Below are 26725 nucleotides of genomic sequence, written 5' to 3'. Positions count from 1 at the left end.
AATTTGAAGGGTTCAAGAGCTCTATCCATGTCCTCAGCCAGCGATTTTGATCCGAAACCGCGCCGGGCTTCCGTCGCTGTCGACGTAGGTGGCGTCATCGTCGGCGGTGGTGCGCCGGTCGTCGTGCAGTCGATGACGAATACCGATACGGCGGATGTCGATTCCACGGTCGCGCAGGTGGCGGCCCTCTTCAAGGCAGGGTCGGAACTCGTGCGCATCACCGTCGATCGCGATGAAAGCGCTGCAGCCGTTCCGAAGATTCGCGAGCGGCTGCTACGCCTCGGCCTTGATGTGCCGCTTGTCGGCGATTTCCACTATATCGGCCACAAGTTGCTCGCCGATCATCCGGCCTGCGCTGAAGCGCTTGCGAAATATCGGATCAATCCCGGCAATGTCGGCTTCAAGGACAAGAAGGACAAGCAGTTCGCCGAAATTATCGAGATGGCGATCCGCTACGACAAGCCGGTGCGCATCGGCGTCAATTGGGGTTCGCTCGACCAAGACCTCCTGACGGCGCTGATGGATCAGAACGCCCAGGCAGGCTCGCCGCTTTCGGCCCGTCAGGTCACCCGCGAGGCAATCGTGCAATCGGCGCTGATCTCCGCCAATCTCGCAGAAGAGATCGGCTTGCCGCGCAACCGCATTATCCTGTCGGCCAAGGTCAGCCAGGTTCAGGATCTGATCGCCGTCTATTCGATGCTGTCGGAGCGCTCCGATCACGCTCTTCATCTCGGCCTCACCGAAGCCGGCATGGGCACCAAGGGTATCGTCGCCTCGTCTGCAGCCATGGGCTACGTGCTCCAGCACGGCATCGGCGATACGATCCGCGTTTCGCTGACCCCAGAGCCGAATGGCGACCGCACGCGCGAAGTGCAGGTGGCGCAGGAACTGCTGCAAGTCATGGGTTTCCGGCAGTTCGTGCCGGTCGTTGCCGCCTGCCCGGGTTGCGGCCGTACGACTTCGACGGTTTTCCAGGAGCTGGCGCAGAACATCCAGAACGACATCCGCAAGAACATGCCGGTCTGGCGCGAGAAATATCCGGGCGTCGAAGCGCTGAACGTCGCGGTCATGGGCTGCATCGTCAACGGACCCGGAGAAAGCAAGCATGCCGATATCGGCATTTCGCTGCCCGGCACCGGCGAAACGCCGGCCGCACCGGTTTTCATCGACGGCAAGAAGGCGCTGACGCTGCGCGGGCCGAAGATTGCTTCGGACTTCGAGGCGCTGGTCGTCGACTACATAGAAAAGCGTTTCGGCCAGAAGACCGCTGCTGAATAAGCCAATTAGATCCGGCTGGTGAGCAGCTTCAATCCTGCAAAGCAGTAGAAGGCAGACATCGCGCCTTCGATCCAGCGGCGCAGCCCGCGATAGACCTTCAGCGCATGCGGCGTCGAAAACAGCGCCGCATATCCCATGAAGATCGTAAAGCCGGTAATCATGCAGACGGCGATGATGAGCACGGCAACCGAAGCCGGAGCGCCTTGCGGCATGCCGAGCGCGATGATCGCAAGCCAGGCGAAGATCGCCTTGGGATTGGTGACGTGGATGCCGTAACCACGCAACAACAGGGCTTTGGTCGAGAGCTTCCTTTCGTCCGCTGTCCGTGGAATATCCTTGCCGGCGCGCATCGCCTTGAAGGCTTTGTAGGCGAGGTATAGCAGATAGAGCCCGCCGAAGACCTTCAGGATTTCCAGAGCGATGGCATAGGTCTGCAGGATCGTCGCAAGCCCGAGGGCGGCAGCGCAGGCCCAGGTGAAGGAGCCGCCGAAAATCCCAAGCGCGATCGTCATGCCCGCTTTGCGGCCCTGTGTCATCGAGGTGGATATTATCGCCATGACTGCCGGGCCGGGGCTGATGACGGCGATGATATAGGCGATGTAGGCAGGGAGAATTTGCGGCAGGTAGGACAGGGTTTCGCGCATCTTGCGTCTCTTGTTCGGCCGGTTGGCTGTATGCCCCGTTTTCTAGGCCGAGCTCCCGGCGATCGACAAGAGACTGCGTCTCGTATGTCGGCGGAAATATTGTCCCGGTGACGCTTTTTCAGCTCTTGCGTCCGGCGATGAAGCGAGCCGCTTCGGCCAGGATGGTACTGCGCTCGGCGTAAGGAGACAGCAGTGCTTCGGCCTCGCGCACATGCTCAGCAAGCCTGGCTTCCGCCCAATCGATGCCATGGAGGCCAACTAGCGTGCCCTTGCCACGTCCGGCATCCTTGCCCGTCGCCTTGCCCATTGTGGCGGCATCCGAGGTGAGATCGAGAATGTCGTCTGCGAGCTGGAAGGCGAGCCCGATCTTCTCGCCGAAGGCGCGCAGACGCTTGCGGTCATCGCTCGGCGCGCCTGCGACGATCGCACCTGCCTCACAGGCAAAGCGGATCAAGGCTCCGGTCTTCATCGCCTGCAATGTAACGATACCCGGCTCGCCGGGCGCGTTCTTCTCGGCCGCGAGATCCAGTGCCTGGCCGCCGGCCATCCCACCCAAGCCCGCGGCGCGCGCGAGCGCGAGGGTCAGAGCCACCTTGCTTTGATCGGGAAGTTTTGTCTCGTCAGCGGCGATGATGTCGAAGGCATAGGTCAAAAGGCTGTCGCCTGCGAGGATTGCGGTGGCTTCGTCGAAGGCGATGTGAACCGTTGGTTTGCCGCGGCGCAGATCGTCGTCGTCCATGGCGGGCAGATCGTCATGGACGAGCGAGTAGCAATGAACGCATTCGAGCGCCGCAGCTACTCTCAAGGCTGCCTCCTTGTCTCCGCCGAGGAGAAGCGCGCTCTCCACGACGAGGAGCGGACGCAGTCGTTTGCCACCGTTCAGCACCGCATAATGCATCGCCGCCCTCAGATTCTCGGGGCGGTCGATTTCATCGTTGAGCATGCGATCCGAAAGCAGCCTATCCAGCACCGCCTCGATTTCCCGGGCGTTGGTTTTCAAGCGTGTTTCGAAGGCTTCGGGGCTCGCGTCCATGCGCGCTCTTTGGCACGAGCAGCAGCGCGGTTGCAATGGAATTGTAGATGACTGAGGCAAGTTTTCGGTTGCGCTCTGGCCTTCAAGCCCGGCAAACGGTATGAGAACGCAGGGAACAGGTCGGGCTCGCAGATTGGATATTACGCCGGAAAGAGAGGACAGCATTGCGATGCCGGCTCATCGCCGTTTGTTCGCTTGGCTTCAGAGCCGATCGATCATGATGCGCATCGTCCTTGCGATCGCCGGACTTCTGATCCTGCCTTACGTCCTGATCTTCGTGTATCTCATCCCTTTCATTCACCCCGTCTCGACCCTGATGTTGCGTGATCTCTTGCTTTTGCGGGGTTACGACCGGCAATGGATCTCTATCGATGACATCTCGCCGGTTCTCGTCCAGTCGGTGATGATGTCCGAGGATGGGCAATACTGCTTCCACGACGGTGTGGACTGGGGGGAAATGCGCATGCTGGTCGAAGATACGCTCAATGGCGAAAGCACTCGCGGCGGCAGCACAATTCCCATGCAGACGGCCAAGAACCTGTTTTTGTGGAACAGCCGCTCCTTTGTGCGCAAGGCGCTCGAACTGCCGCTGGCGGTGGCTTCGGATCTCGTCTGGACGAAGCGCCGGCTGATGGAGATCTATCTTAACATCGCCGAGTGGGGACCGGGCGTTTACGGCATCGAGGCGGCGGCGCGTTACCACTTCAAGGTACCCGCTTCCAAGCTGTCGCGGCGCCAGGCTGCCCTTCTGGCCGTTTCGCTTCCGAACCCGATCGATCGCAATGCCGGAAAACCCGGCCGTGGCCTTCGGAGGCTTGCTGCCGTCATCGAGCGCCGGGCCCAAGGGTCCGGCGATTACATCAGATGCATTTATGACTAGGGCATGAATTATTCATTGGTCGCCGCCCTAGGCCGCCGGTAAGTTCGCTTCGAATTCAAAGCGCGGATGGCCCATGGACAAGCTTACTCTCTACATTGGCAACAAAAATTATTCCTCATGGTCGTTCCGGCCATGGATTGCGATGGAAGCGGCCGGAATTCCCTTCGAGGAAATTCTGATCCCCTTTGATTTCCCCGCAGGCAATCCGCGCTTCAGGGAAATCTCGCCGACGGGCAGGGTCCCGGTTCTGCGTCACGGCAATCTGCAGGTCTGGGAATCTCTTTCCATCATCGAGTATGTGTCCGAGCTCTATCCGGAAGCGGGGCTTTGGCCCAACGATCGAGCCCAACGCGCCGCGGCGCGCTCGGTCTCGATGGAGATGCTCTCCAGCTTCCGGGCGCTCAGAGGTGCTTGCCCGATGAACATCCGGCGCGAGAGAGCCAAGATCGCGCTTCCCGATGGCGTGATGGACGACGTTGCGCGCATCGAAACGATCTGGCGGGAAATGCGCGCCGCCTCCGGCGGTCCCTTCCTCTTCGGTGCCTTCTCGGCCGTCGATGCGATGTTTGCCCCGGTCGTCAACCGCTTCGATGTCTATGATCTCGTGACCGCCAGTGACACGCTGAGTTACATCGCGGCGGTGAAGGCGCATCCGGCCTGGTTGAAGTGGGAAGCTGCCGCCCGGGCGGAGCCCTGGATCGTCCCTGAAGACGAGGCCTGAGCCGTCATTCGCCAGAATCGCAAAAAATGCGTTTGGGGACTGGTCAACCAACTTCAAGGCATGTATAAGCGCGCGAAATTTCCGAAATCGCGATACGTCCGTTTCGGCCGCCAGCTTGGCCGGGAATGTGTTGCCTGTGAATTGGAGTATGTAAAATGGCTGTACCGAAGAGAAAAACGAGCCCGTCCAAGCGCGGTATGCGCCGTTCTGCAGACGCACTCAAGGCTCCGACCTATGTTGAAGACAAGAACTCCGGCGAACTGCGCCGTCCGCATCATATCGATCTGAAGACCGGTATGTATCGCGGCCGTCAGGTTCTGACGCCGAAGGAAAGCGCATAAGCTTTCAGGTTCTGGTCCGTGAGGATTTAAAAGGCCGGCTTCAACGCCGGCCTTTTGCTTTTGAGCATTTATCTATTTCGACGACTTGAAGTTGCGTCGAGATCTGCTGCAGTATTCCCCAGTCAAAGAGGGGGAATGACAAGATGATCGCTGCAGTGCCGCTGATGGTAATTCCGTTTATTCTCTACAATATGGCGATGCTCGGCTTGATGGGCAGCGGTGGTATTCCCGCGCTTCAGCAGGACGTCATCGTTCTTTCGATGATTTCCGGTGCGATCTGGAGCATGTCGCTTGGCGATCTCTTCATCGTCGTGGCTCTGGTGGTTCTGTTTTTCGAACTCTTGCGGGCTACCCGCCACGGATCCGGCAGCCTAGTCAACCACATGTTGTCGATGCTCGTTTTCATCGCCTTCCTGGTCGAGTTCCTGCTCGTGCAGGACGCGGCAACGCAGGTGTTCTTCATCCTGATGACGGTTGCGCTGATAGACGTGATCGGCGGATTTGCCGTTTCGATCCGCAGTGCCGGGCGCGATGTGTCGATCGGGCTCTGAGCCTTAAAGACTATCGAGCTTGTTCTGCAGCGCCCGCAGCTGTTCCTTCAGCTCGTCGATGTCCTTCGACTCTGTCTTTTTCGTCTCCTTTGCAGGGGGCGTCATAAACGGAGAGAACATTTGCATGGCCTGTTGGAACATCTCGGTGTTGCGGCGGACCTGCTCTTCGACCATCTGCATCGGCAGCTGCAGGTTCTTGCCGAGCGGCGTTTCGCCAAAGGCACGGGTCACTTGCTCGCGCATCTGAGACTGCTGTTCGGTGAAGGCGCGCATGGAATGTTCCAGGAAGGTCGGAACCACCATTTGCATTTGATCGCCATAATAGGTGATGAGCTGACGCAGGAAGGAAATAGGCAGCAAGGTGTTCCCCGTCTTCGATTCCTGCTCGAAGATGATCTGGGTCAAGACCGAATGCGTGATGTCGTCACCGGTCTTTGCATCCTGTACCGTAAAGTCCTCCCCCCTTTTTACCATCTCCGCCAAATCTTCCAGCGTCACGTAGGTGCTGGTGCCCGTGTTGTAGAGGCGGCGGTTGGCGTATTTCTTGATAATTATCTGACCCTCGTTCTTGGCCATATCAGTCTCCTGATCCCCGTCTGATTGTTATGGATACTCCTCCGCTACAGACTGTAGACGCAAAAGAAGCCCGGTGACAATCTCTTTGTGCGATGCGGCAACTCCTTTGCCTAAAGGCATAAAATTGCATTTTCGTAAGCGCTCACGAAAATTGCGTTGTCATCGTGTTGCCGTTTGACTCGGGGCCAAAGCTTTGCCAGTTTCAACTTATAAATGATGAAGGAAACGAGGAGGCCCCCATGAGCAATTCATCGATCGTCATCGCCAGCGCAGCCCGCACAGCGGTCGGCTCTTTCAATGGTGCATTCGCCACTGTCCCGGCGCACGAGCTTGGAGCAACCGCCATCAAGGGCGCACTTGAGCGCGCGGGCGTTGATGCGGCGGAAGTCGACGAGGTCATCCTCGGCCAAGTGCTTCAAGCGGGAGAAGGACAAAATCCGGCTCGCCAGGCCGCCATGAAGGCAGGGGTTCCCAAGGAGGCGACGGCCTGGGGCGTGAACCAGCTTTGCGGCTCGGGGCTGCGCGCCGTGGCGCTCGGCATGCAACAGATCGCCATGGGGGATGCAAAGATCATCGTGGCTGGCGGCCAGGAGTCCATGTCGATGGCACCGCATGCCGCGCACCTGCGCGGTGGCACCAAGATGGGCGACATGAAAATGGTCGACACCATGATCAAAGACGGCTTGATGGATGCTTTCTATGGCTACCACATGGGCATCACGGCCGAAAATGTCGCTCGTCAGTGGCAGCTTTCCCGCGCCGATCAGGATGAGTTCGCGGTGTCCTCGCAGAATAAAGCCGAAGCTGCCCAGAAGGCAGGCCGCTTCAAGGACGAGATCGTTCCCTTCGTCATCCAGACGCGCAAGGGCGATGTGACGGTGGATGCCGACGAATATATCCGTCACGGAGCAACGCTCGATACCATGGGGAAGCTTCGGCCGGCCTTCGACAAGGACGGCACGGTAACGGCCGGGAATGCCTCGGGGATCAACGATGGTGCGGCAGCTGCCGTGCTGATGACGGAAGCAGAAGCCGGCAGGCGCGGGGTTCAGCCGCTTGCACGCATCGTTTCCTGGGCAACTGCCGGCGTCGATCCCCAGGTCATGGGTACTGGCCCGATCCCTGCGTCGCGCAAGGCACTAGAAAAAGCCGGCTGGTCGGTCGGAGACCTCGATCTGGTCGAGGCAAACGAAGCCTTTGCGGCTCAAGCCTGCGCAGTGAACAAGGATCTTGGCTGGGATCCCGCAATCGTCAATGTCAATGGAGGAGCAATTGCGATCGGCCATCCGATCGGTGCATCCGGGGCACGGGTCCTCAACACCTTGCTCTTTGAAATGAAACGGCGTGGCGCAAAGAAGGGGCTTGCCACTCTTTGCATCGGCGGCGGCATGGGCGTCGCCATGTGCTTCGAGGCGCTCTGAATAGGCCTTGGAACCAACGATTCACCAGCGCCTGAGCAAAGGCGGAACTAGAACGAGGGGAGCGAAATATGAGCAGAGTGGCTCTGGTCACCGGCGGCACCCGTGGAATCGGCGCCGCCATTTCGATGGCGCTCAGGAACGTGGGATACAGGGTCGCTGCCAACTATGCCGGCAATGACGAAAAGGCGAAGGCCTTCCACGAGGTGACCGGCATTCCGGTCTTCAAGTGGGATGTTTCGGATTACGACGCTTGCGGTAAGGGCATCGACAAAGTAGCGGACGAACTCGGTCCAGTCGAAGTGTTGGTCAACAATGCCGGCATCACCCGCGACGCAATGTTCCACAAGATGACGCCGCAGCAGTGGCACGACGTTATCAATACGAACCTCACAGGCCTGTTCAACATGACGCACCAGGTCTGGGGCGGAATGCGCGACCGCAGCTTCGGGCGGATCGTCAACATCTCGTCCATCAACGGCCAGAAGGGCCAGATGGGGCAGGTGAACTACTCAGCCGCCAAGGCAGGCGATCTCGGCTTTACGAAGGCCCTTGCGCAGGAAGGGGCGGCGAAGAACATTACAGTCAACGCCGTCTGCCCGGGATATATCGGTACGGAAATGGTTCTTGCCGTTCCCGAGAAGGTACTCAACGAAAAGATCATTCCTCAGATCCCTGTCGGCCGCCTTGGCGACCCGGAAGAAATCGCCCGCTGCGTTACCTTCCTGGTGTCGGACGATGCCGGCTTCATCACCGGATCGACGATTACGGCGAATGGCGGCCAGTTCTTCGTCTAAGTCTGCGCGATGAAGCTTGCGTCACCTACGGTGGCGCTCGTTCCTTGCCTTGACCGGAACTTTCTGCGCCGCCCGATCGTCGCCGCGCAGGGCGGCTGCGGTTGTCGTGAGAAATGCTGCCGCGACAAGGATGGCGAGAGCGGAATTCAAAATGATCTGAGCCATGAGATCCGTTCCTTTCTTACACAGGCTTATTGCCGTGATGTTGACAAGGAATATGCGCCTTACGCCCGAGGCGCGGTAGATTTGCCTTTCATGACCGATCGTCAACATATTGTTGACGGCGAGCATAAACAAAAACGGGCGCCGAAGCGCCCGTCTGAACCCTTCTAATGGCAGTTCTCAGTAACGGCGTGGGCAACGTGCTTCGTAGCGGCGGCCATACCGGTCGCGATAGACGCAGTAGCCGCGGTGTTCCACGGACTGGCCGATCAGCGCCCCAGCAAGACCACCGGCAACAGCGCCGACTGCAGCGCCGCCCCAGCTGTTGCTCACAGCGCCACCGATGATCGCCCCAGTGCCGGCACCAATTGCCGTTCCTTGTTCAGTCGGGGTGCAGGCCGCAAGTGCGCCTACCATAGCGGCTACGATGGCAATTCTCTTCATCATGTCTTTTCTCCGTAGGTTACAAGCCGCTAAATTCGGCCCATTAAAACAAGGATAAGAACGATAATGAGAACTAGCCCCAAACCGCCGGAAGGTCCATAGCCCCAGCCACGGCTATAACCCCAATTCGGCAGGGCACCAAGCAGGAGCAGAATAAGAATAATAAGAAGTATTGTTCCGAGCATGTTTTGAATTCCTCCAATTCGCCGTGACGAATGGACAATAAACACGCATCTGTCTTTTTTGTTCCCGGTTGGGATGAGACGCCGGTGATTTTTCTGCCTATCGGTGCATTGCGCAGGCGCGCCGTTCAAATCTTAACAAAGCCGCTCAAACAGCGGCGCATGGTCAGCTTTCCATTCGAGCTTTATGGTTAAAATTATATTCAAATACAATATGTTGCGGTGAACAAATCCGGAAACGCCGGGTGTCGGTGATTCGTAGGCGATTCGTTCTGCATTTGATCAATGGTTAATGCAGGTGCGGTACGACGGAGTGCCGATCGGTGCGAATCCGGCTTCCGAAACTAGGACACGGCGTGTAGCCTGATTCAGCATCTAGTAGGAAAAACCGATTCAAAACCAATACTTAGCCGTGAACAAAAGCTGAATCACGGAGAGTCACCGATTCGTCGCTGATTCGTTCTCAGGCTGTTCCGAATCTGAAAACAGCGACTTAGCGCCATTTTTTGAATCGAGTTTGCAGCTCGCCTCTTGCGTTTGAAGAGGCACCTGTCCATGTGTTGTCTGCTTAGGAAACAAAGCGCCCTTGACCCTGAGGCTCCCCGCCTCACTTGCATGGACAATGAAACTGACATCGCAGCCCATGATACTGAGCGGGCGCGGCGTGACCGCGGTGCTCGGGCCGACCAATACAGGCAAGACCCACTATGCTATCGAGCGCATGGTTGCGAGCGGTACCGGCGTGATCGGGCTGCCGCTGCGTCTGCTGGCGCGTGAGGTCTATACGCGTGTGGTCGAAAAAGTCGGCGCGCAGAACGTCGCGCTCGTCACTGGCGAGGAGAAAATTTCTCCGCCGAATGCGCGCTTTTCCGTGTGCACGGTGGAGGCCATGCCGCGCGAGACAAAGGCTGCCTTTGTCGCCATCGACGAGGTCCAGCTCGCCGGTGATCTCGAACGCGGCCATATTTTCACCGACCGTATTCTGCATCTGCGCGGCCGCGACGAGACCCTGCTACTCGGCGCTGGTACGATGCGTCCCATTCTCCAGCAGCTCCTGCCGGGTATTACCGTTGTCGAGCGTCCAAGACTGTCGCAACTCCTCTATGCTGGTCAGAAGAAGACTACCCGTCTTCCCCAGCGGACGGCTATCGTCGCCTTCTCGGCAGATGAGGTCTACGCCATTGCGGAATTGATTCGGCGCCAGCGTGGAGGAGCCGCGGTTGTTCTCGGCGCGCTGAGCCCCCGCACCCGAAATGCCCAGGTCGCGCTCTACCAGGCAGGCGATGTCGAATACCTCGTGGCGACCGATGCGATCGGAATGGGCCTCAACCTGGATGTCGATCACGTCGCTTTTGCGCAGGACCGCAAATTCGACGGCTATCAGTTCCGCAATCTCAATCCCGCCGAACTCGGACAGATTGCCGGACGCGCCGGCCGTCATATGCGTGACGGCACCTTTGGGGTGACGGGGCAAGTGCAGCCTTTCGACGAGGAATTGGTGCAGCGGATCGAGGCGCACGAATTCGACAATGTCAAAGTCCTGCAGTGGCGGACGACGGACCTCGATTTCTCCTCGATACGCTCGTTGCGGGCAAGTCTGGAAACTCCGCCGCGCGAGCAAGGCTTGACGCGTGCCTTGCCCGCCGTCGACCAGCAAGCTCTGGAGCAACTGGCTCGCTATCCGGAAGTTATTGACTTGGCTACCAGTCCGCAGCGCGTGGAGAAGCTATGGGAAGCTTGCGCCCTGCCGGACTATAGGCGTATCACGCCCGCACAGCATGCCGATCTGATCTCGACCCTCTTTTCCGATCTCGTGCGCTATGGCACGGTGAACGAGGGGTTTCTCGCAGAGCAGGTGCATCGCGCGGATCGTACGGACGGCGAAATTGACACGCTTTCGGCACGAATCGCGCAGATAAGAACCTGGACCTATGTGTCGAATCGACCCGGCTGGCTTGCCGATCCGACACACTGGCAGGAAAAGACGCGGGAAATCGAAGATCGATTGTCCGATGCGTTACATGAGAGGTTGACGAAACGCTTTGTTGATCGCAGGACATCTGTGCTCATGAAGCGCCTGAGAGAGAATGCGATGCTGGAAGCTGAAATCAGTGTGAATGGCGATGTCTTTGTTGAAGGACATCATGTGGGACAGTTGTCCGGTTTTCGGTTTACCCCCATTTCGGGTGCGGACGGACCGGATGCAAAGGCAATCCAGGCTGCTTCGCAAAAGGCGCTTGCCCTGGAATTCGAGGCTCGTGCCGCACGCCTCCATGCTGCCGGAAACAGCGATCTGGCGATAAGTTCTGATGGTCTCGTCCGCTGGCTCGGCGATCCGATCGCCCGCCTTGCCGGCAGCGACCACATCATGCGCCCCCGTGTTATCCTGCTCGCGGACGAACAGCTCACGGGGAACGCGCGCGATCACGTTGCCGCGCGCATCGAACGCTTCGTCAATCATCATATCAGCACGGTTCTGAAGTCGCTCGATGATCTTTCGCGCGCTGAGGACCTGCAGGGCCTTGCTAAGGGACTTGCGTTTCAACTCGTCGAAAATCTCGGCGTGCTCTTCCGCCGCGACGTGACGGAAGAGGTGAAGTCGCTGGATCAGGACGCGCGCGCTTCCATGCGCCGATATGGTGTTCGCTTCGGCGCGTACCACATTTTCGTTCCGGCACTTTTGAAGCCGGCTCCGGCCGAACTCATCACCCTGCTGTGGGCCTTGAAAAACGACGGCTTGGAAAAGCCGGGTTATGGCGATCTGATTCCGGTGCTTGCTGCCGGCCGCACGTCCGTCGTGACCGATCCGAGCTTCGAGCGGGCCTTCTACAAGCTCGCCGGCTTCCGTTTTCTCGGCAAGCGCGCCGTCCGCATCGATATTCTCGAGCGGCTCGCGGACATCATCCGTCCGTTGCTGCAGTGGAAGCCTGGCCAGGCAAACCGGCCGGAAGGCGCCTACGACGGCCGCCGCTTCACGACGACGACAGCGATGCTTTCGATTCTCGGCGCGACGCTGGAGGACATGGAAGAGATCCTCAAGGGCCTAGGTTATCGCGCCGATCCCGTGACGGCCGGAGAAGCGGCAACTCATCTGGCTGCTCAGGACGCGTCTGTCGCTCCAGCAGCGGAAACCTCCTCCGAGGACGCCGCCGAGAAGGCAGATCACGACGACGCCGACAGCACAACCGAAGAAGCAGCCTCCGAGGTGCCGGAAACGGAAGCCAAGCCTGCAACGGAAGCCGAGACTGCCGAAGGATCTGCGGCGGAGACATCGGAAGCCGGCGAGGCTGTCGAACCGAAGCCGGTTCTTCTGTGGCGGCTCGGCGGCCGCAACGACAACCACCGCCAGGCACGCGGTCAACAAGGTGAGCGCCGCGGCGGCGAACGTCAGCAGCAGGGCAACCGGCGGCATAGTGGCAATGGTGGGGAAGGCGGCGAAGGCAACCGTCGCGAAGGCCGCGATGGAAAACGTCAGGACCGCGGTCGCGACGGCGGAAAGCCGCATCAGGGCCGTGGCGATCGCAACGAGCAGCGGGGCGACCGTCAGGATCGTGGCGACCGCAAGGATCGTAATGAACGCAACAACAATCGCGGCGGCTCCCAGCCGCTGCGCTTCGAGGCGAAGCCACCGCGGAAGGAAAAGCCAATCGATCCGGATTCTCCTTTCGCAAAGCTCGCTGCCTTGAAGGAGCAGATGAAGAAATAGCCTATGCGCAAGGAGACACAGCCAGAAAGCGGTTCGCGGCAGCGCATCGACAAGTGGCTGTTCTTCACGCGCATGGTGAAGTCGCGTTCCCTGGCGCAAAGCCACATCCAATCAGGCCATGTTCGCCTCAACGGCGAGCGCGTACAGCTCCCCAGCCAGACCGTGAAGGCGGGCGACCGTATCGACCTTGCGCTTGAGCGTCGGGGCGTTGTTCTGATCGTGAAGGCGCCGGGCGAACGGCGCGGGCCTTTCGAGGAGGCAAAACTGCTCTACGAGGATCTGACGCCGCCACCGGATGAGGCAAAACGTCTCACGCCTTACGAGCAGGCGATCCGTGCGACGGGCACCGGGCGGCCGACAAAAAAGGAACGGCGCGCAATCGACAGGCTGACGTCGGACGACGATTAGAAAACTCTGTCTCTCAAGCCGGGGCAGGGAGATCGTTTATTCTTGAAATCCGGCGGCAAAGCCGGTACGTCACAGGCAACTTGCCGGGGAGTGCGACTTGCTCCCAAGCCTGCCCACGCTGTCCTCCGGCTTGGGGGAATGGTGCGACGTTCCAGGTTGCCCGCCCCGCCTACATGAAATTCCTGGAGTTCTCCATGACCTATGTCGTGACCGACAATTGCGTTCGCTGCAAATATACCGACTGTGTGGAAGTCTGCCCCGTCGACTGCTTCTATGAAGGAGAGAATTTCCTCGTCATTCATCCTGACGAATGCATCGATTGCGGCGTCTGTGAGCCGGAATGTCCTGCTGAGGCCATCAAGCCGGACACCGAACCGGGGCTGGATAAGTGGCTGAGGATCAACGCAGAATATGCCAGCATCTGGCCCAACATCACCGTCAAGAAAGAACCGCTGCCGGAAGCCAAGGAGATGGATGGCCAAACCGGCAAGTTCGAGCAGTATTTCTCCGAGAAGCCGGGTTCGGGCGACTGATGATTGCCTGCCCGTGAAATCGGGTTCACAGGCAGCTTAAACGTTTGAATTATGCTCTGCTTAAATGCGTGCCATGTGCTGCGTGCATGGCCCATCTTAAGCAAATTATTGATTTCGTCATATTTTTGTGATAGGTTTCGCACACTGATCCATTTGAGGCACGAGTGTGCCCAAAACCATCACGAAAGCAAAAGAAATCCGTACGCGGTTCCCCGTAACATATCAATGCCTTGGGCTGTTCGATCCTTGATCGCGCGCAAGAGCTTCTTTTGCTTCGGTCTGGTGGGACCAGAGTGAAGTCACCCGACGGAACTGATCCGTCTCATCCGGGCCTGACTGACCCGGCTCCGGCCGCCGCCGGACGCGTAATAGGGAGTTTTTGATTAGAATGACGATCCAGCAGAAAAAACCTTCAGCAGCACGCCATGGCTTCAAGACCGGTGAATCGATCGTGTACCCCGCTCATGGCGTCGGTACCATCACCGCTATCGAAGAGCAAGAAGTCGCCGGCATGAAGCTGGAACTTTTCGTTATCGATTTCGAGAAGGACAAGATGCGCCTGAAAGTCCCGGTTGCCAAGGCCATGAGCATTGGCATGCGCAAGCTTTCGGAAACCGATTTCGTGGAGCGCGCTCTGAAGGTGGTGCAGGGAAAGGCGCGCGTAAAGCGTACCATGTGGTCCCGCCGCGCCCAGGAATACGATGCCAAGATCAATTCCGGCGACCTGATTTCCATCGCTGAGGTGGTTCGCGATCTTTATCGCGCCGAAAATCAGCCAGAGCAGTCCTATTCCGAGCGCCAGCTCTATGAAGCTGCGCTTGATCGCATGGCGCGCGAAATTGCCGCTGTGAACAAGATGTCGGAAACGGAGGCCGTGCGGATCGTCGAGACGAACCTCAACAAGGGGCCGAAGCGCGGCAAGGCCATCGACGAGGACGAGTCGCAGGACGAAGCGGCTTAAATACCGTCGCATTGTTTCAAGAAAAAGCCCGGCTTTCAGCCGGGTTTTTTTGTGGAACTTTTTCTGGCCTGCCGCGTTTCTTGGACGTCAGTGCGGACTGCATTCGGCCCTCGCCGAATGTTCGCAATCCTGTAAACGTTCGATGAGGAGCGGATCATGCTTTCCACGATTTGCCAGGCCGGCAACTTGAAGAAACAGGTCCAGCCTTACCGCCTTACCGGCACATGATGAAGAGATAGGGCTCCCTCCTGAAAAATCCAGGAGCGGGGCCTTTACGCATTGGGACGCCGGATTGGTGTGAGGCTCTCTAAACAAATCTCGTTTGTTTTCTTTCCAGGGCACGAGGCCTGATTTTTAGGAGACCGATATGAAGAACATGTCTGCAGACCGGCGCATGATTAAAATCGCCATGGCGGCTCCGTATCTTGCTCGCGAAGAAGAACATGATCTCGCTCTCCGTTGGAAGGACAACGAAGATCGTGGGGCCCGCAACCAGATCGCGATGGCTCATATGCGCCTCGTCATCTCGATGGCGGGTAAGTTTCGCAACTTCGGTTTGCCGATGAGCGATCTCGTTCAGGAAGGCTATGTCGGCCTTCTGGAGGCGGCGGCTCGCTTCGAGCCGGAGCGCGAGGTGCGTTTTTCCACTTACGCAAGCTGGTGGATCCGCGCCTCGATCCAGGATTATATTCTGCGCAACTGGTCCATTGTCCGCGGCGGCACGAGTTCGGCCCAAAAGGCCCTCTTCTTCAATCTGCGCCGTCTTCGCGCCAAGCTCGCCAGAGGCGACTCGCACCTGACGCTTCAATCCATCCATCAGGAAATAGCCGCAGCCCTCGGTGTCAGCCTCGCCGACGTGCAGACGATGGATGCTCGTCTTTCCGGCAATGATGCCTCGCTGCAGGCGCCGTCCGTTTCAGGCGACGCCGACAGCGCCGAAAAGATGGACTTTCTGGTCAGCGAAGATCCCCTGCCGGACGAACAGGTGTCCAATATGATCGACGGCGAGCGACGCCGTGTCTGGCTGACGTCGGCGCTGAAGCACCTGAACGAACGTGAAATGAAGATCATTGCAGCACGCCGTCTTGCAGAAGAAGGCGCTACGCTCGAGGAGCTCGGCGCCGATCTCGGTATCTCGAAGGAACGCGTTCGCCAGATCGAGAGCCGCGCGATGGAAAAATTGCGCACCGCCCTTGTCAGCGCGGATCCGCATATGGCGGCGCATGCTTGAAAGTCTCTTTAGTTCCAGCAGCACCACTTCACCCGGCTAAAAAGCCGGGTTCTTTTATTCGGAAATGATTTTCACGCGGTCGCCGGGCGACACCGATGCGCCGGTCGGGAGGGCATTGATCAGCTTGAAGAGGTCGAGCTTGCGATCCGTGCCCATCATCCGGGCTGCCAGCGTCGTAATGTTTTCACCGGGCCGAACGGTGACGACGCGGACCCTGAGAGGCTTCAACGTTGCGGCTTCCTGCGGCGTCATGCGACGGAAGCTGGCGCGCAGGACGTCTGCCGTCTGCTCCAGCGTGGCATTGCCCTTCGGAACGGCCGTGAGGAAGCGGAAGATCTGTGAATTGTTGCGTATCACCGTGACGTCGAAATCCCATCGATCCGCGCTGGCGCGTGCCGTTGCCGCTTCCATCCCGTTGAGCGTGATCGGCCGGATCGTAGAGGGATCGAGGCCGGTGACCCAACCGCTCGATATGTAATTGGTCAGGCTCTGGTTACCGCTGTCCGCCACACCATCGAAGCGGATCGCCACATCGCCCGGACCGGTCGCCATGACGGCTTCGACTTTGTTGTCGATGGTGAAGTCCGGCGGCACGTCGAAGCGAATGCCGAGGCCGCCATGCAGGAAGGTCTGGCCGCGTACATAGCCTTCCTCCGGGCTGTCGCCGTACAGAAGACCGTCGATACCATCAAGGTAATAACCGTGGCCCGTGTCGCCGACGGTGCCTTCCTGGCCGAAGGCTCGGGCGTGCTCGCGTGCGAGTTCGATGCGCTGCGCCGAGTTCGGGTGGCTCGAAAGGAAGTCCAGGCTCTGGTCCGCCTCAGGATCGGCGGACATAAAGCGGCTATAGGCCCCCATGGAATCGAGGAAACGAGCGGCGGCGTAAGGATCATAACCTGCCTCACCCAGCATGCGGACGCCGATCACGTCAGCCTGCAGTTCCTGCTGCCGGGAAAAGGCCGCGAGACGCAGCTTTCCTCGGGCAAGGGCCTGCTTGCCGGCAACGTCGCTTGACAGCACCTCGGCAACCACACGGCTGGCAATGACTTCCGCCTCCTCGCGCTTCTGGCGCTCGATGCCGTGATTGGCGGTAACGTGGCCCATCTCATGCGAGAGCACAGCCGCGACTTCCGAAGCATCATTGGCGAGTGCCAGCAGACCACGGGTCACGTAAAGATAGCCGCCCGGCAGCGCGAAGGCGTTGATCGCCGGCGAATTCAATATTGTGATCCGGTAGGACTGGCTGGGGTTTTCCGACACCGCCGTCAGCGCGCCGGCGATGCGGGCGACAAGGCGTTCGGTCTTGGCATCCTTGTACTCACCGCCATAGCTCGCAACGATACGCGGGTGTTCGCGCGCGCCCATGGCTGCACGCGGATCGTTCTTTTGTACTTCGTCGACGATCTGCGGATTGGCCGAGGGCGAGACAGTCGGCTGATATGTTTGCTCTAGGATGGACTGGCAGCTACTGAGCGCTACCGCAGCCGCGGACAAGAGGAACGCACGGCGGCTCCACCTGGGGGTAGCGGAAAACACGTTACTGGAGGGCGCAGGGCGTTTCCACGTCGTCATGCTGTCCAGTCTAGCTCTCCGAGTCATCTTGTCTTTCGGCCGGTTTGCTGCGTGTCCGATCCGACCGATTCCAACGGGGTTCAACAGGCTTCCATCCCGGGTCTCGCACTGCGCAACGGGAATACCCGAGCCACTGCTGTAACTGATTTTCGTGTCGGTTGCATAGCGAGACTCTGCGTAATTATAGCGCTTATGCTAACTCGCAACCGCAACGTAGTTAAGGAGTTTCTCTCGCTCCGATGAAATTGTGGCGAAAGTGCCATCACTGCGGCGAGATTCGTCAACCTTGCCGAAATTACCTTAGCGCGGGGTGTCTTCGTGCGGGAGATAATCCGCAAGCGGTGCAGCAAGAGCAATCGTTCCCTTATCTATGGAAACACCGTAATCGGCTACGCGGCGCACCTCATTAGGATCGTGCGAAACGATAACGACCGTGTTGCCAGTTTCCTTGTGCAGGTCGATCAGCAGGTCCGCCATGCCGGTACGCAGGCCGGGGTCAAGGGCCGCAAAAGGTTCGTCCAGCAAGAGGACGGCCCGCTTGCGCACAAGTGCCCGCGCAAATGCAGCCCGCTGTCGCTCGCCGCCTGAAAGCGTTGCGGGCAAGCGCCTTTCGAAACCGGCGAGGCCAACCTTTTCCAGCGCTTGGGAGATGGTTCTCCGGTCTTCGACCCTAAGCCTCAGCGCAGGATCGATACCGAGACCGACATTGGTCAGGATATCGAGATGCGCGAAGAGATTGTTGTCCTGGAAGACAATTGAGACCGGGCGTTCGGCGGGATGGACTGCTGTTACGCCTCTGCCATGCATCAGCACGCGGCCGCTATCGGGCTTTTCGAAACCTGCGAGCAGGTTGAGGAAGGTCGTTTTTCCGGAGCCGGACGGGCCGCTCACTGCGATGATCCGGCCTGCCGGGAGGTGGCAGTCGAATTGAAAAACGTGCGCGCCGAGCTTCAGCCGGACGTTCTGCATTTCGATCCCGGCTTGGTCAGCGGCCACCACTCTCGCTCCCTTGTTTTGACTGCCCCGCGGTTCCGGCGATGGTCAGCAGCAGGCAGATCATGCCGAGGATCAATGCAAGACCGTCGGCGTCGTTCGTCCGGTAGCTACCCATGCGGCTATAGACGAGCCAGGGCAATGTGACGAAGCCTTCGGAGCCGAAGAGCGCAACGGCGCCAAGGTCGCCGAGCGAGAGCGCCATGGCGAATGACAGCGCAGTCAGCAGAGGTTTTCTCAACGCCGGCCAATCGATGAGTCTCCACCGTGCGGTGCCAGTAATGCCGAGGCTTGCCGCGAGTTTCTGCGTCCGGCGCTGGTGGACGACATAGGCTGGCTCCAGCACGCGCATGACAAAGGGCAGTGCCATCAGCATGTTGATGAGAACGACGATCAGCGGCGCGAAGCGCGAGGCATCGCCGAAGGGTCGAAGTGCCATGAACCATCCGGTGGCGAGCACAACCGGCGGCACAAGCAGGATCATCGCCGAGGCGCTGCCCATGGCTGTGAAAAAGGACTTGCTGGCGACGCCGCGACGCCGCGACGAGGCGATGGCATGCCGGGCGCGAATGATGGCCATCGAGAGGATGATGGAGAGCAAAGCCGCCGAAAGCGAAATCGCGAAGCTCATTCCCGCTGACTGCCAGAAGATCTGTTCCCTCAGCAGCTTCAAGAGATCGGCGCGCAGCCCTGCCATGATGACAGAGACGAGCGGAAGGCCGAGAAAGAGCACGGCAATCAATAAAATCAGGGCGTCGGTCACTCTTGCGCTCACGCCATCCAGCCGCTTGATGTCCTTGCCTGTGGTCAAACCCTCATCCGCGGCGAGCGGAAGAAGGGACATCGCGCCGAGGATCATCGCGGTGAGCGCGATCTGCAGGAGCGACAGAGCGATTGCGCGACCCGGATCGAAATCGAAGCGCAGCGACTGATAGATCGCAACCTCGATCGTCGTCGCTGCCGGCCCACCACCCAGGGTCAGGACCAGCGTAAAGCTGGTGGCACACAGCATGAAGATCAGCCCGGCGATACCCGCAATGAGTGGGCGGATCGCCGGCCATTCGATGAAGCGGAAGATCGACGGCGGGCGCATGCCGAGACTGCTTGCCATCAGCCAGTATTCCGATGGTACTCGCTCGAGACCGGCGAGCATCAGCCGGCAGGCAAGCGGCAGATTGAAGAAGACGTGAGCGAGGAGAATGCCGGTCAACCCATAGATGCTCACGGGTTCGGCAAGTCCAAGCTGCATCAGCAGCGCATTCAGCAGCCCCTGCCTGCCCCATATGCCAATCAGTCCCAGCGCGCCGATCAGCACGGGCAGCCCCATTGGGACCGCCATCAGACGAATGATCCAGATGCGGCCGGCAAAATGCGGCTGGCGGGCGAGCGCGCGTGCGACCGGGATCGCAAGGATGATGGAAAGCGCGGTTGAAAGCAGTGCCTGCAGCACTGTAAAGCGCAGCACCCGGAGGATATAGGGGTCGAGAAGAATGCCGGCGACGGCTGATCCGCCACCGGCAAGAAGCAACGAGAACGCTGCGAGGCCGACGAACAACCCGATGGCGGCGAGGCCGACCGCCCCGCCGGTCAATGCACGTTGTCGCTCGGCCGCGGTCTGCAGCATCAGTTCATGCTCATGGCCGTGAGCCACTCGTCGATCCAGGCCTTGCGGTTTTGGGCAACCTCGTCAGGGCTCATCAGAAAGGTCTTGGAGGGCGTGACGAGTTTACCGAAGGCATCCGGCAACGGCGCGGAGGTGGCGGAAACCGGCATCATCCAGTTGTTCGTCGGGATCGTATCCTGGAAGCCAGGTGTCACCATGAATTTCAGGAAGTCGCGGGCGAGATCCTTGTGCGGCGCGTTCTTCAGCAGGCCTGCGACTTCGATCTGGATATAGTGACCTTCGGAGAAAGCGGCGGCCTGGTAGCGATCGGTATTTTCGGCGACCATGTGATAGGCCGGAGACGTGGTGTAGGAGAGAACCATCGGAGCTTCGCCCTTGGTGAACAAGCCGTAAGCCTCCGACCAGCCAGGCGTCACCGTCAGGATGCGGTTCTTCAGTTTGGCCCAGGCTTCCGGCGCCTTGTCGCCATAGACGGCCTTGACCCAGAGCAGCAGGCCGAGGCCCGGCGTGGAGGTTCGCGGATCCTCGATGACGATCTTCTGCGAAGGATCGCCCTCGACCAGATCCTTCATGCTCTGCGGCGGGTTCTTGATCGCCTGGGTGTCGTAGACGATGGCGAAGTGGCCGTAATCGTAGGGAACGAAGACATCGTCCGCGAAGCCACCCGGCACTTTCAGGGCACTTGCATCGACACCGCTTGTGTCGAAGAGGCCGGTCTCCTTGGCTTCGGTGATGAGGTTGGTGTCGATGCCGAGCACGACGTCGGCTTTGGTTGAGGCGCCTTCCAGCTTCAGGCGCGAAAGCAGTGCGACGCCATCGGCGACGCTGACGAAATTGATCGTGCAGCCGCATGTTTTCTCGAAAGCTGCCTTGACCTTCGGGCCTGGTCCCCATTCGGACGTGAAACTTTCATAGGTATAGATGGTCAGCGCCTTTTTCGCGGCGTGAGCGGCCGTCAAGCCGAGTGTCGCGGCGAAGAATGCTGCGGTCAGCGAAGCGATGATCGATGTGCGGCCGGACATGGCGCGCCTCCTCCTTGGTTTCGTTTGAGCGGGAAAAGGGCGTTGCCGAATGTCACGCGTCTAATCCCTCCGCCGGTGTTAACCGGATCAGGTTCCGCGGGTTGGCTGTAAGCCTCTCAGCCGGGTGTCCTTGCGGACATCCGGCACCCCGTTAGAGCGTCGGCAGATGTATCGCCATGAAGGCTTTATGACAAGGGCGAAGGCGCCGTTGCAACTATTCGGCGGCTTCCGCGGCCGCTGCCGAATTTGCCGCTTCGCTCTCCGATCGCGGGAGCTGAACCGGCTTCAGTATGACCGCTGCCAAAAGGCCGATAAGGGCGATGGCACAGGAGGTCATGAAGAGCGGCGAGAAAGCGGCGGCATAGGCATCGGCGACGGCGTGGCGGCTTGCTTCGGGAAGGGCTGCCAGCATCTTCGGCGTCAGTTCCTTGATATTGGCAACCCCTGGAATGGATTGCCCGGCATTAGAGAGTTGCGACGCGATGATTGCCCCGTAGATCGAAATTGCGATCGACGCGCCCCCCATGCGCGACAGTGTCACCGAGCCAGTCGCCGCGCCAACGTCACGCGGCGGCGCGGCATTCTGCACCCCGATGACCGGCACCTGCTGAGCAAGACCGATACCGATACCATGCAGCGCCAGGATCGCGCCGATCAAGGCGATCGGTGTTCCCGCATGGACCTGCGAGATCAGAGCAAAGGCAATCGCGCTGCAGCTGAAGCTCGCAATCGCGAAGGGCTTGTATCGCCCGGTTATCGAGATGATGCGCCCGGCGGAGAGCGAGCCGCAGACCAGTCCAGTCGTCAGAAGAACGAAGAGCAGCCCGGCTTGCGACGGCGAAAGACCAGTCGTCGTCTGCAGAAAGAGGGCAAAGTAGTTCACCATGCCGATTGCTATGCCGCCGCTCATAACGGAGATCACCAAGAGCAGGCTGAAGACGGGATTGCGAAAAAGGGTCAAGGGAACGATCGGCTCGGGTGCACGGCGCTCGACGAAGATCCAGGCAACGGCACAGACGATGCCGAAACCGACGATGGCGAGGCTTAGCGGCGAAACGAGGGAGCCGAAAAGCTCGCTGCCATCGGCCGTCATCACGATGCTGGTGGTCGTCAGCGCCAAGAGGATGGCGCCGGCATAGTCAATTTTCGGGCGACGCTGCGGCTTGCGGTAGGGCAGCATGAGCGCAAGGCCGACGAGGACCACAAACCCGATCGGCACGTTGACCAGAAAGATCGAACGCCAGCCGAAAAGGTCGCTCATCATGCCGCCAAGCACCGGTCCGATGGCGCTGGAGGCCATCAGGGTGAGGCTGGAATAGCTTTGGTAGCGCGCCCGCTCGCGCGGTTCGAAAAGATCGGCGTTGACGGCGAAGATCGAAACCATAATGCCGCCACCGCCGAGCCCCTGCAGAACGCGGGCCGCGATCAGGGTATTCATGGAGACGGCGAGACCACAAACGGCCGAGCCGAAGGTGAACAAGGCAATCGCCGCCATCATCACATATTTTCGGCCGAAGAGATCGCCGAGCTTGCCGTAAACAGGCATGACGGCGCTGAGCGACAGCAAATATGCCGAGCCGATCCAGCCGAAGCGTTCGAGGTGGCCGAACTCACCGACGATCGTCGGCAACGCCGTGGATACGATCTGATTGTCGAGCATCGCCATGAACATGGAGATCATCAAAAAGAAGAAGAGGATGAGCCGCCGCCGGTGATCGGTCACGAGCGGTGCGGGCGCTAATTGCATATTCATGAGGAAACTTTCTGGCTTTGATTGGCAAATTTATGTGCTATTAGCATATAAATGTCAATGACAGATGAGTGACATTTGCATATTCTCATCTGCCACAAGCTCTGTTATGATTTGCGAATGAATGAAACCATGACCAAACCTGCCGAACTCGACCAGGATTCGCCGGATGCCATCGGTGTGCCGCGCATCGGCCGCAGCATGACTCGCCTGCGCCTGATGACCGGCCGCCGGCTGATCGGCCGGCTGGCGATCGAGAGTGTGGCGCCCGGTCTCGAACTCTCGCACCTTGATGTCCTCGACGCGCTCCGCCGGACTCAGACGACCGGCGAAGTCACGGTTGGTACCATCGCCGAGATGCTGCGCATCGATCCGTCGCGTGCCAGCCGCATCGTCGCAGATATGGTCAGCCGCAACGTGCTTCGCCGCAAAGCGTCCCAGGCAGACGCGCGGCGTATCATCGTCGTCCTGACCCCGCTCGGACAGCGGCTTCTTTCGGAGATCCGGGCACAGAAATTGTCATTCATTTCGGAGATTGTCGCCGACTGGCCGACGAAAGATGTCGAAGACTTTGCGGCGCTCTTCGAGCGTTTCATCGACGGCTATGAAGAGGTCTTCCTGTCGCGCGACAAGGATACGCCCGGCTGATCGCTGCCCCTTTCCCTTGACCCCCGCTTTGCGCTATGGGCAATGCCCATGAGCCAATCCATCTTCACGATCCTGCTCGGCGGTGAACTCGTCCTGACCGAACGTCTGCGCGGCGCCGTCCTTGGCAGCCGCTTTATCGCGGCCGATGGCGGCATGCGACATGCGGCAGCGCTTGGCGTGGTGCCAGAGCTTTGGGTGGGGGATTTCGACTCCACGCCGGCCGATCTTGCAGGCGCCTTTCCGGATGTTCCAAGGCAACCCTACCCGACGGCCAAGGCTGCCACGGACGGCGAGATCGCGGTTTCCGAGGCGATCGCGCGCGGTGCCAGACGGCTGGTCCTTGCCGGGGCGCTCAGCGGCGAGCGTTCGGATCACGCGCTGCAGCATCTGCTCTATGCCGTCAGCCTTGCCGAGCAGGGCTTCGACGTTCTGCTCACCTCCGGAAAGGAGGAGGCCGTTCCGCTTATTCCCGGCTCGATGGAGATCGACCTGCCGAAGAGCAGCCTTTTTTCGGTATCCGGCTTCAGTGAGCTTCGGGGTCTCCACATCGAGAATGCGCGCTATCCGCTCGCAGATTTCCATCTGCCCTTTGGCTCCTCGCGCACCATTTCCAACGTCGCGGAGGGAAAGGTTCGTTTCACGCTCGGCAGCGGCCGGGCGATCGTCCTTGCCCGTCCTTATGATCTTTCCGGAGTCTGATTTTTGGCCCCCCCCTATCCTGAAACTCGACAACATCTTCCTGAGCTTCGGCGGAACGCCCCTCCTTGCGGGCGCGAACCTGCAGGTTGAGCCCGGCGACAAGATCTGCCTGGTTGGGCGCAACGGGTCGGGCAAATCGACCCTTCTGAAGATCGCTGCAGGAATTGCCGAAGCGCAATCGGGCGAGGTTTTCCGCCATCCTTCCTCGACGGTGCGCTATCTGGAGCAGGCGCCGGACTTTGCCGCGTTCAAGACGGTGCAGGCTTACGCGGAAGCCGGTCTTGGACCGGGAGATGACCCCTATCGTGTCGCCTACCTTCTCTCACACCTCGGCCTCACCGGGGAAGAGGACCCGAACAGCCTGTCCGGCGGTGAAGCCCGTCGCGCAGCGCTTGCCCGCGTGCTGGCGCCCGAACCGGATATCCTTCTGTTGGGCGAGCCGACGAACCATCTCGACCTGCCGACCATCGAGTGGCTGGAAGGAGAGCTTCAGAAGAGCCGCAGCGCGCTCGTATTGATCTCGCACGACCGCCGCTTCCTCGAAAAGGTTTCAACGGCGACCGTCTGGCTCGACCGCGGCACGTCGCGGCGCCTCGACAGGGGCTTTGGGCATTTCGAAGCCTGGCGTGATCAGGTGCTCGAGGCCGAAGAACTGGAACAGCATAAGCTCGGCAAAGCAATCGAGCGCGAAGAGCACTGGCTACGCTACGGTGTGACCGCCCGGCGCAAACGCAATATGCGCCGCCTCGGCGAACTACAGACCATGCGGTCGCAGTATCGTGGCCACAAAGGACCGCAGGGCACGGTCCAGGCCACCGCTTCCGACGCTCAGGAATCCGGCAAGCTCGTCATCGAGGCGGAAAAGATAAAAAAGACATTCGGCGATCGGCTGATCGTCGCGCCGTTCTCGATCCGCGTTCATCGTGGCGATTGCATCGGTCTTGTCGGGCCGAATGGCGCGGGTAAGACAACACTGCTCAAGATGCTGACCGGTCAGCTCTCGCCGGATAGCGGAACCGTGAAGCTCGGAACCAATCTTGAAATCGCAACGCTCGACCAGAAGCGCGAGGACCTCAATCCGGAGGATACGCTTGCGAATTATCTGACCGACGGACGCGGCGAGAACCTGCTGGTGAACGGCGAGCAGCGTCATGTGACCGGCTACATGAAGGAGTTCCTCTTCCAGCCGGAGCAGGCACGCACGCCTATAAAGAACCTGTCCGGCGGCGAGCGTGCGCGGCTGATGCTGGCCCGCATCCTTTCGCGGCCGACCAATCTCTTGATCCTTGACGAACCGACCAACGATCTTGACATCGAGACGCTGGACCTGCTGCAGGAAATCGTTGTTGGTTTTCCCGGAACCGTCATCCTTGTCAGCCACGACCGCGATTTTCTCGACCGGACGGTGACCTCGACCATCGCGCCCGCTGTTCCCGATGCGCCTGACGGCCGGTGGATCGAATATGCGGGCGGCTATTCCGACATGCTGGCGCAGCGCAAGGGCGCCATGGAGGAGCGGCGTAAGGCGGAGAAAGCCGCAGAAAAGCCGAAGGGCGAGGCGACGCAGGCTTCCGAAGCGCCGAAGGCGAAGGGGAAGCTTTCCTTCAAGCAGAAGTTCGCGCTCGACAACCTGCCGAAGGAGATGGCCAAGGCCGAAGCCGAGATCGCCAAGCGCGAAGAAAAGATGGCGGACCCGAACCTTTTCACCAAGGATCCCGCCGCTTTCAACAAGCTCGCAGCCGAAATGGAAAAGCTGCGCGACAGCCTGACGACGATGGAAGAGGAATGGCTTGAGCTCGAGATGCTGAGGGAAGAGCTCGAGGGCTAAGCTCTCACATTTCCTTGATTCGCCGGTAGCCGGCAGCAGGCCTAGAGTTCGCCGCGGCAGCCGGGGATATGCCGATCATGGCGACGAGGAAAAGTTATATGTCTAGAAGGCTCTATTCCGGAATTTTCGCAGTGGCAACCGCCGGTGCGATCACCCTTTGTGCAGCTCAATATAGTCAGGCCGCAGACACGCAGCGCGTCCGCATTCGTGGCTCGATCGAAAGCCTCAGCGGCGATACGCTGATGGTCAAGACGCGCGAGGGCGTCGAACAGAAGATCGCGATGAAAGCTGGCTGGAAAGTCAGCGGCATCAAGCCTGCGTCGGTCGATGACATCAAACCAGGCGACTTCGTCGGCGTCGGCTCCATGCCGAAGAGCAATGGTCCGAACGATGCAATCCAGGTGCTGATCTTTCCGGCTTCGATGAAAGGGACCGGGGAAGGCGACCGCCCCTGGGACGCGAAACCGAATAGCGACATGACCAATGCAACCGTCAGCAACGCGGTAAAGGCCGTTAACGGCCACACCATCACCCTAGCTTGGCAAGGCAAGGAGAAGACGATCTCCATTCCCGACGGAACGCAGATCGTCACCCTAGCGCCAGCGACCAAGGATGACCTCAAGCCGGGTGCGGGCGTTATCGTTAGCGCGGAGAAGGCATCCGACGGCAGTGTTTCCGCTGGCCAGGTGTCCGTCGGGCTGAGCGGCATTACGCCAATGTAAG

27 protein-coding genes and 1 riboswitch are annotated in these 26725 nt (G+C 59.7%); of the genes, 17 read left to right on the top strand and 10 right to left on the bottom strand.

Translation table 11 applies throughout. The features are described from left to right. Nucleotides 1-27: 27 nt before the first annotated feature. The gene (gene ispG, locus HGP14_RS20785; protein WP_168831782.1) at nucleotides 28-1278 is read left to right on the top strand and encodes a flavodoxin-dependent (E)-4-hydroxy-3-methylbut-2-enyl-diphosphate synthase; all 1251 of its coding nucleotides are present in this window, start codon (nucleotides 28-30) and stop codon (nucleotides 1276-1278) included. A gap of 5 nt (nucleotides 1279-1283) precedes the next feature. On the opposite strand, the gene HGP14_RS20780 is transcribed toward ispG, so the two are convergent. Together HGP14_RS20780 and HGP14_RS20775 are read right to left on the bottom strand one after the other, a co-directional pair. Then, nucleotides 1284-1922 (bottom strand): LysE family translocator, encoded by a 639-nt coding sequence (locus HGP14_RS20780; protein ID WP_168831781.1) that lies wholly within the window; start codon nucleotides 1920-1922, stop codon nucleotides 1284-1286. Between the two features lie 118 nt (nucleotides 1923-2040). Further along, nucleotides 2041-2955 (bottom strand): polyprenyl synthetase family protein, encoded by a 915-nt coding sequence (locus HGP14_RS20775; protein ID WP_168831780.1) that lies wholly within the window; start codon nucleotides 2953-2955, stop codon nucleotides 2041-2043. 133 nt (nucleotides 2956-3088) lie between these two features. Between HGP14_RS20775 and mtgA the strand changes: the two genes are divergently transcribed. The 4 genes from mtgA to HGP14_RS20755 all read left to right on the top strand — a co-directional run bounded on the left by mtgA (nucleotide 3089) and on the right by HGP14_RS20755 (nucleotide 5448). After that, nucleotides 3089-3835: a monofunctional biosynthetic peptidoglycan transglycosylase gene (gene mtgA, locus HGP14_RS20770; RefSeq protein WP_205927254.1), complete on the top strand. Its 747-nt coding sequence runs from the start codon at nucleotides 3089-3091 to the stop codon at nucleotides 3833-3835. Between the two features lie 73 nt (nucleotides 3836-3908). Further along, nucleotides 3909-4556 (top strand): glutathione S-transferase family protein, encoded by a 648-nt coding sequence (locus tag HGP14_RS20765; protein WP_168831778.1) that lies wholly within the window; start codon nucleotides 3909-3911, stop codon nucleotides 4554-4556. A 155-nt stretch (nucleotides 4557-4711) separates the two neighbouring features. Then, nucleotides 4712-4897, top strand: a complete 186-nt coding sequence (gene rpmF, locus HGP14_RS20760; protein ID WP_003543812.1) for a 50S ribosomal protein L32 — start codon at nucleotides 4712-4714, stop codon at nucleotides 4895-4897. 143 nt (nucleotides 4898-5040) lie between these two features. Then, entirely contained in the window at nucleotides 5041-5448 is a 408-nt protein-coding gene (locus tag HGP14_RS20755; protein WP_168831777.1) for a hypothetical protein, read from the top strand. Nucleotides 5449-5451: 3 nt separating this feature from the next. On the opposite strand, the gene phaR is transcribed toward HGP14_RS20755, so the two are convergent. Then, nucleotides 5452-6024, bottom strand: coding sequence for a polyhydroxyalkanoate synthesis repressor PhaR (phaR, locus tag HGP14_RS20750; protein ID WP_168831776.1), 573 nt, complete (start codon nucleotides 6022-6024; stop codon nucleotides 5452-5454). Between the two features lie 239 nt (nucleotides 6025-6263). On the opposite strand from phaR, the gene HGP14_RS20745 reads away from it, so the two are divergent. The 3 genes from HGP14_RS20745 to HGP14_RS20735 all read left to right on the top strand — a co-directional run bounded on the left by HGP14_RS20745 (nucleotide 6264) and on the right by HGP14_RS20735 (nucleotide 8572). Continuing rightward, nucleotides 6264-7445 carry an acetyl-CoA C-acetyltransferase gene (locus tag HGP14_RS20745; protein WP_168831775.1) on the top strand — a complete coding sequence of 394 codons (1182 nt, stop codon included), beginning with the start codon at nucleotides 6264-6266 and terminating at the stop codon, nucleotides 7443-7445. A 68-nt stretch (nucleotides 7446-7513) separates the two neighbouring features. Continuing rightward, nucleotides 7514-8239, top strand: coding sequence for a beta-ketoacyl-ACP reductase (locus tag HGP14_RS20740; RefSeq protein WP_168831774.1), 726 nt, complete (start codon nucleotides 7514-7516; stop codon nucleotides 8237-8239). Nucleotides 8240-8248: 9 nt separating this feature from the next. Next, the gene (locus tag HGP14_RS20735) at nucleotides 8249-8572 is read left to right on the top strand and encodes a hypothetical protein (protein WP_168831649.1); all 324 of its coding nucleotides are present in this window, start codon (nucleotides 8249-8251) and stop codon (nucleotides 8570-8572) included. A gap of 9 nt (nucleotides 8573-8581) precedes the next feature. On the opposite strand, the gene HGP14_RS20730 is transcribed toward HGP14_RS20735, so the two are convergent. Next, nucleotides 8582-8848: a YMGG-like glycine zipper-containing protein gene (locus tag HGP14_RS20730; RefSeq protein ID WP_168831773.1), complete on the bottom strand. Its 267-nt coding sequence runs from the start codon at nucleotides 8846-8848 to the stop codon at nucleotides 8582-8584. Between the two features lie 26 nt (nucleotides 8849-8874). Further along, nucleotides 8875-9030 carry a DUF3309 family protein gene (locus HGP14_RS20725; protein WP_168831772.1) on the bottom strand — a complete coding sequence of 52 codons (156 nt, stop codon included), beginning with the start codon at nucleotides 9028-9030 and terminating at the stop codon, nucleotides 8875-8877. A gap of 619 nt (nucleotides 9031-9649) precedes the next feature. Here HGP14_RS20725 and HGP14_RS20720 point away from each other — a divergent pair. The 5 genes from HGP14_RS20720 (at nucleotide 9650) to HGP14_RS20700 (ending at nucleotide 15866) form a co-directional block, all read left to right on the top strand. Continuing rightward, nucleotides 9650-12733: a helicase-related protein gene (locus HGP14_RS20720; protein ID WP_168831771.1), complete on the top strand. Its 3084-nt coding sequence runs from the start codon at nucleotides 9650-9652 to the stop codon at nucleotides 12731-12733. Nucleotides 12734-12736: 3 nt separating this feature from the next. Then, nucleotides 12737-13141: an RNA-binding S4 domain-containing protein gene (locus HGP14_RS20715; protein ID WP_168831770.1), complete on the top strand. Its 405-nt coding sequence runs from the start codon at nucleotides 12737-12739 to the stop codon at nucleotides 13139-13141. Nucleotides 13142-13335: 194 nt separating this feature from the next. Continuing rightward, nucleotides 13336-13674 carry a ferredoxin FdxA gene (gene fdxA, locus HGP14_RS20710; protein WP_168831769.1) on the top strand — a complete coding sequence of 113 codons (339 nt, stop codon included), beginning with the start codon at nucleotides 13336-13338 and terminating at the stop codon, nucleotides 13672-13674. Between the two features lie 388 nt (nucleotides 13675-14062). Continuing rightward, nucleotides 14063-14635, top strand: coding sequence for a CarD family transcriptional regulator (locus tag HGP14_RS20705; RefSeq protein WP_168831768.1), 573 nt, complete (start codon nucleotides 14063-14065; stop codon nucleotides 14633-14635). 367 nt (nucleotides 14636-15002) lie between these two features. Beyond that, nucleotides 15003-15866, top strand: a complete 864-nt coding sequence (locus HGP14_RS20700; protein ID WP_168831767.1) for an RNA polymerase factor sigma-32 — start codon at nucleotides 15003-15005, stop codon at nucleotides 15864-15866. A gap of 54 nt (nucleotides 15867-15920) precedes the next feature. On the opposite strand, the gene HGP14_RS20695 is transcribed toward HGP14_RS20700, so the two are convergent. The 5 genes from HGP14_RS20695 to HGP14_RS20675 all read right to left on the bottom strand — a co-directional run bounded on the left by HGP14_RS20695 (nucleotide 15921) and on the right by HGP14_RS20675 (nucleotide 22830). After that, nucleotides 15921-17465, bottom strand: coding sequence for a M48 family metalloprotease (locus HGP14_RS20695; protein WP_168831766.1), 1545 nt, complete (start codon nucleotides 17463-17465; stop codon nucleotides 15921-15923). Between the two features lie 273 nt (nucleotides 17466-17738). Continuing rightward, nucleotides 17739-18407: an ATP-binding cassette domain-containing protein gene (locus tag HGP14_RS20690; protein ID WP_168831925.1), complete on the bottom strand. Its 669-nt coding sequence runs from the start codon at nucleotides 18405-18407 to the stop codon at nucleotides 17739-17741. A gap of 16 nt (nucleotides 18408-18423) precedes the next feature. Next, nucleotides 18424-20055 carry a thiamine/thiamine pyrophosphate ABC transporter permease ThiP gene (gene thiP / locus HGP14_RS20685; RefSeq protein WP_168831924.1) on the bottom strand — a complete coding sequence of 544 codons (1632 nt, stop codon included), beginning with the start codon at nucleotides 20053-20055 and terminating at the stop codon, nucleotides 18424-18426. Then, nucleotides 20055-21077: a thiamine ABC transporter substrate binding subunit gene (thiB, locus tag HGP14_RS20680; RefSeq protein WP_168831765.1), complete on the bottom strand. Its 1023-nt coding sequence runs from the start codon at nucleotides 21075-21077 to the stop codon at nucleotides 20055-20057. The genes thiP and thiB overlap by 1 nt, the downstream gene beginning before the upstream one ends. Nucleotides 21078-21124: 47 nt before the next feature. Next, a riboswitch (TPP riboswitch) is annotated at nucleotides 21125-21238 on the bottom strand. A 53-nt stretch (nucleotides 21239-21291) separates the two neighbouring features. Beyond that, on the bottom strand, nucleotides 21292-22830 hold the full coding sequence (locus tag HGP14_RS20675) for an MDR family MFS transporter (RefSeq protein WP_168831764.1): 1539 nt from the start codon (nucleotides 22828-22830) through the stop codon (nucleotides 21292-21294). A 117-nt stretch (nucleotides 22831-22947) separates the two neighbouring features. Here HGP14_RS20675 and HGP14_RS20670 point away from each other — a divergent pair, with 117 nt between their 5' ends. From HGP14_RS20670 to HGP14_RS20655, 4 genes are all read left to right on the top strand, one after another. After that, entirely contained in the window at nucleotides 22948-23475 is a 528-nt protein-coding gene (locus HGP14_RS20670; RefSeq protein WP_168831763.1) for a MarR family winged helix-turn-helix transcriptional regulator, read from the top strand. A 42-nt stretch (nucleotides 23476-23517) separates the two neighbouring features. After that, entirely contained in the window at nucleotides 23518-24174 is a 657-nt protein-coding gene (locus tag HGP14_RS20665; RefSeq protein ID WP_246704519.1) for a thiamine diphosphokinase, read from the top strand. Continuing rightward, on the top strand, nucleotides 24155-26002 hold the full coding sequence (locus HGP14_RS20660) for an ABC-F family ATP-binding cassette domain-containing protein (RefSeq protein ID WP_168831923.1): 1848 nt from the start codon (nucleotides 24155-24157) through the stop codon (nucleotides 26000-26002). Before HGP14_RS20665 ends, HGP14_RS20660 begins: the two co-directional genes overlap by 20 nt. Before the next feature lie 98 nt (nucleotides 26003-26100). After that, entirely contained in the window at nucleotides 26101-26724 is a 624-nt protein-coding gene (locus HGP14_RS20655; RefSeq protein ID WP_168831761.1) for a hypothetical protein, read from the top strand. The last annotated feature ends 1 nt before the right edge of the window (nucleotide 26725 follow it).

This window comes from Rhizobium sp. P32RR-XVIII (genome assembly GCF_012641395.1).
Taxonomy (GTDB): domain Bacteria; phylum Pseudomonadota; class Alphaproteobacteria; order Rhizobiales; family Rhizobiaceae; genus Rhizobium.
Note: the sequence above shows the minus strand (reverse complement) of the source record. Positions and strands in the feature narration are given on the sequence as shown.

Coding starts and splice junctions, on each gene's coding strand:
- ispG (WP_168831782.1), top strand. CDS start 28: ATGTCCTCAGCCAGCGATTTTGATCCGAAACCGCGCCGGGCTTCCGTC.
- thiB (WP_168831765.1), bottom strand. CDS start 21,077: ATGTCCGGCCGCACATCGATCATCGCTTCGCTGACCGCAGCATTCTTC.
- HGP14_RS20740 (WP_168831774.1), top strand. CDS start 7,514: ATGAGCAGAGTGGCTCTGGTCACCGGCGGCACCCGTGGAATCGGCGCC.
- fdxA (WP_168831769.1), top strand. CDS start 13,336: ATGACCTATGTCGTGACCGACAATTGCGTTCGCTGCAAATATACCGAC.
- phaR (WP_168831776.1), bottom strand. CDS start 6,024: ATGGCCAAGAACGAGGGTCAGATAATTATCAAGAAATACGCCAACCGC.
- rpmF (WP_003543812.1), top strand. CDS start 4,712: ATGGCTGTACCGAAGAGAAAAACGAGCCCGTCCAAGCGCGGTATGCGC.
- HGP14_RS20720 (WP_168831771.1), top strand. CDS start 9,650: ATGAAACTGACATCGCAGCCCATGATACTGAGCGGGCGCGGCGTGACC.
- HGP14_RS20700 (WP_168831767.1), top strand. CDS start 15,003: ATGAAGAACATGTCTGCAGACCGGCGCATGATTAAAATCGCCATGGCG.
- HGP14_RS20675 (WP_168831764.1), bottom strand. CDS start 22,830: ATGAATATGCAATTAGCGCCCGCACCGCTCGTGACCGATCACCGGCGG.
- HGP14_RS20780 (WP_168831781.1), bottom strand. CDS start 1,922: ATGCGCGAAACCCTGTCCTACCTGCCGCAAATTCTCCCTGCCTACATC.
- HGP14_RS20735 (WP_168831649.1), top strand. CDS start 8,249: ATGAAGCTTGCGTCACCTACGGTGGCGCTCGTTCCTTGCCTTGACCGG.
- HGP14_RS20690 (WP_168831925.1), bottom strand. CDS start 18,407: ATGCAGAACGTCCGGCTGAAGCTCGGCGCGCACGTTTTTCAATTCGAC.
- HGP14_RS20730 (WP_168831773.1), bottom strand. CDS start 8,848: ATGATGAAGAGAATTGCCATCGTAGCCGCTATGGTAGGCGCACTTGCG.
- HGP14_RS20745 (WP_168831775.1), top strand. CDS start 6,264: ATGAGCAATTCATCGATCGTCATCGCCAGCGCAGCCCGCACAGCGGTC.
- HGP14_RS20775 (WP_168831780.1), bottom strand. CDS start 2,955: ATGGACGCGAGCCCCGAAGCCTTCGAAACACGCTTGAAAACCAACGCC.
- HGP14_RS20755 (WP_168831777.1), top strand. CDS start 5,041: ATGATCGCTGCAGTGCCGCTGATGGTAATTCCGTTTATTCTCTACAAT.
- HGP14_RS20670 (WP_168831763.1), top strand. CDS start 22,948: ATGAATGAAACCATGACCAAACCTGCCGAACTCGACCAGGATTCGCCG.
- thiP (WP_168831924.1), bottom strand. CDS start 20,055: ATGCTGCAGACCGCGGCCGAGCGACAACGTGCATTGACCGGCGGGGCG.
- HGP14_RS20660 (WP_168831923.1), top strand. CDS start 24,155: ATGATCTTTCCGGAGTCTGATTTTTGGCCCCCCCCTATCCTGAAACTC.
- HGP14_RS20655 (WP_168831761.1), top strand. CDS start 26,101: ATGTCTAGAAGGCTCTATTCCGGAATTTTCGCAGTGGCAACCGCCGGT.
- HGP14_RS20705 (WP_168831768.1), top strand. CDS start 14,063: ATGACGATCCAGCAGAAAAAACCTTCAGCAGCACGCCATGGCTTCAAG.
- HGP14_RS20765 (WP_168831778.1), top strand. CDS start 3,909: ATGGACAAGCTTACTCTCTACATTGGCAACAAAAATTATTCCTCATGG.
- HGP14_RS20665 (WP_246704519.1), top strand. CDS start 23,518: ATGCCCATGAGCCAATCCATCTTCACGATCCTGCTCGGCGGTGAACTC.
- HGP14_RS20725 (WP_168831772.1), bottom strand. CDS start 9,030: ATGCTCGGAACAATACTTCTTATTATTCTTATTCTGCTCCTGCTTGGT.
- HGP14_RS20695 (WP_168831766.1), bottom strand. CDS start 17,465: ATGACTCGGAGAGCTAGACTGGACAGCATGACGACGTGGAAACGCCCT.
- HGP14_RS20715 (WP_168831770.1), top strand. CDS start 12,737: ATGCGCAAGGAGACACAGCCAGAAAGCGGTTCGCGGCAGCGCATCGAC.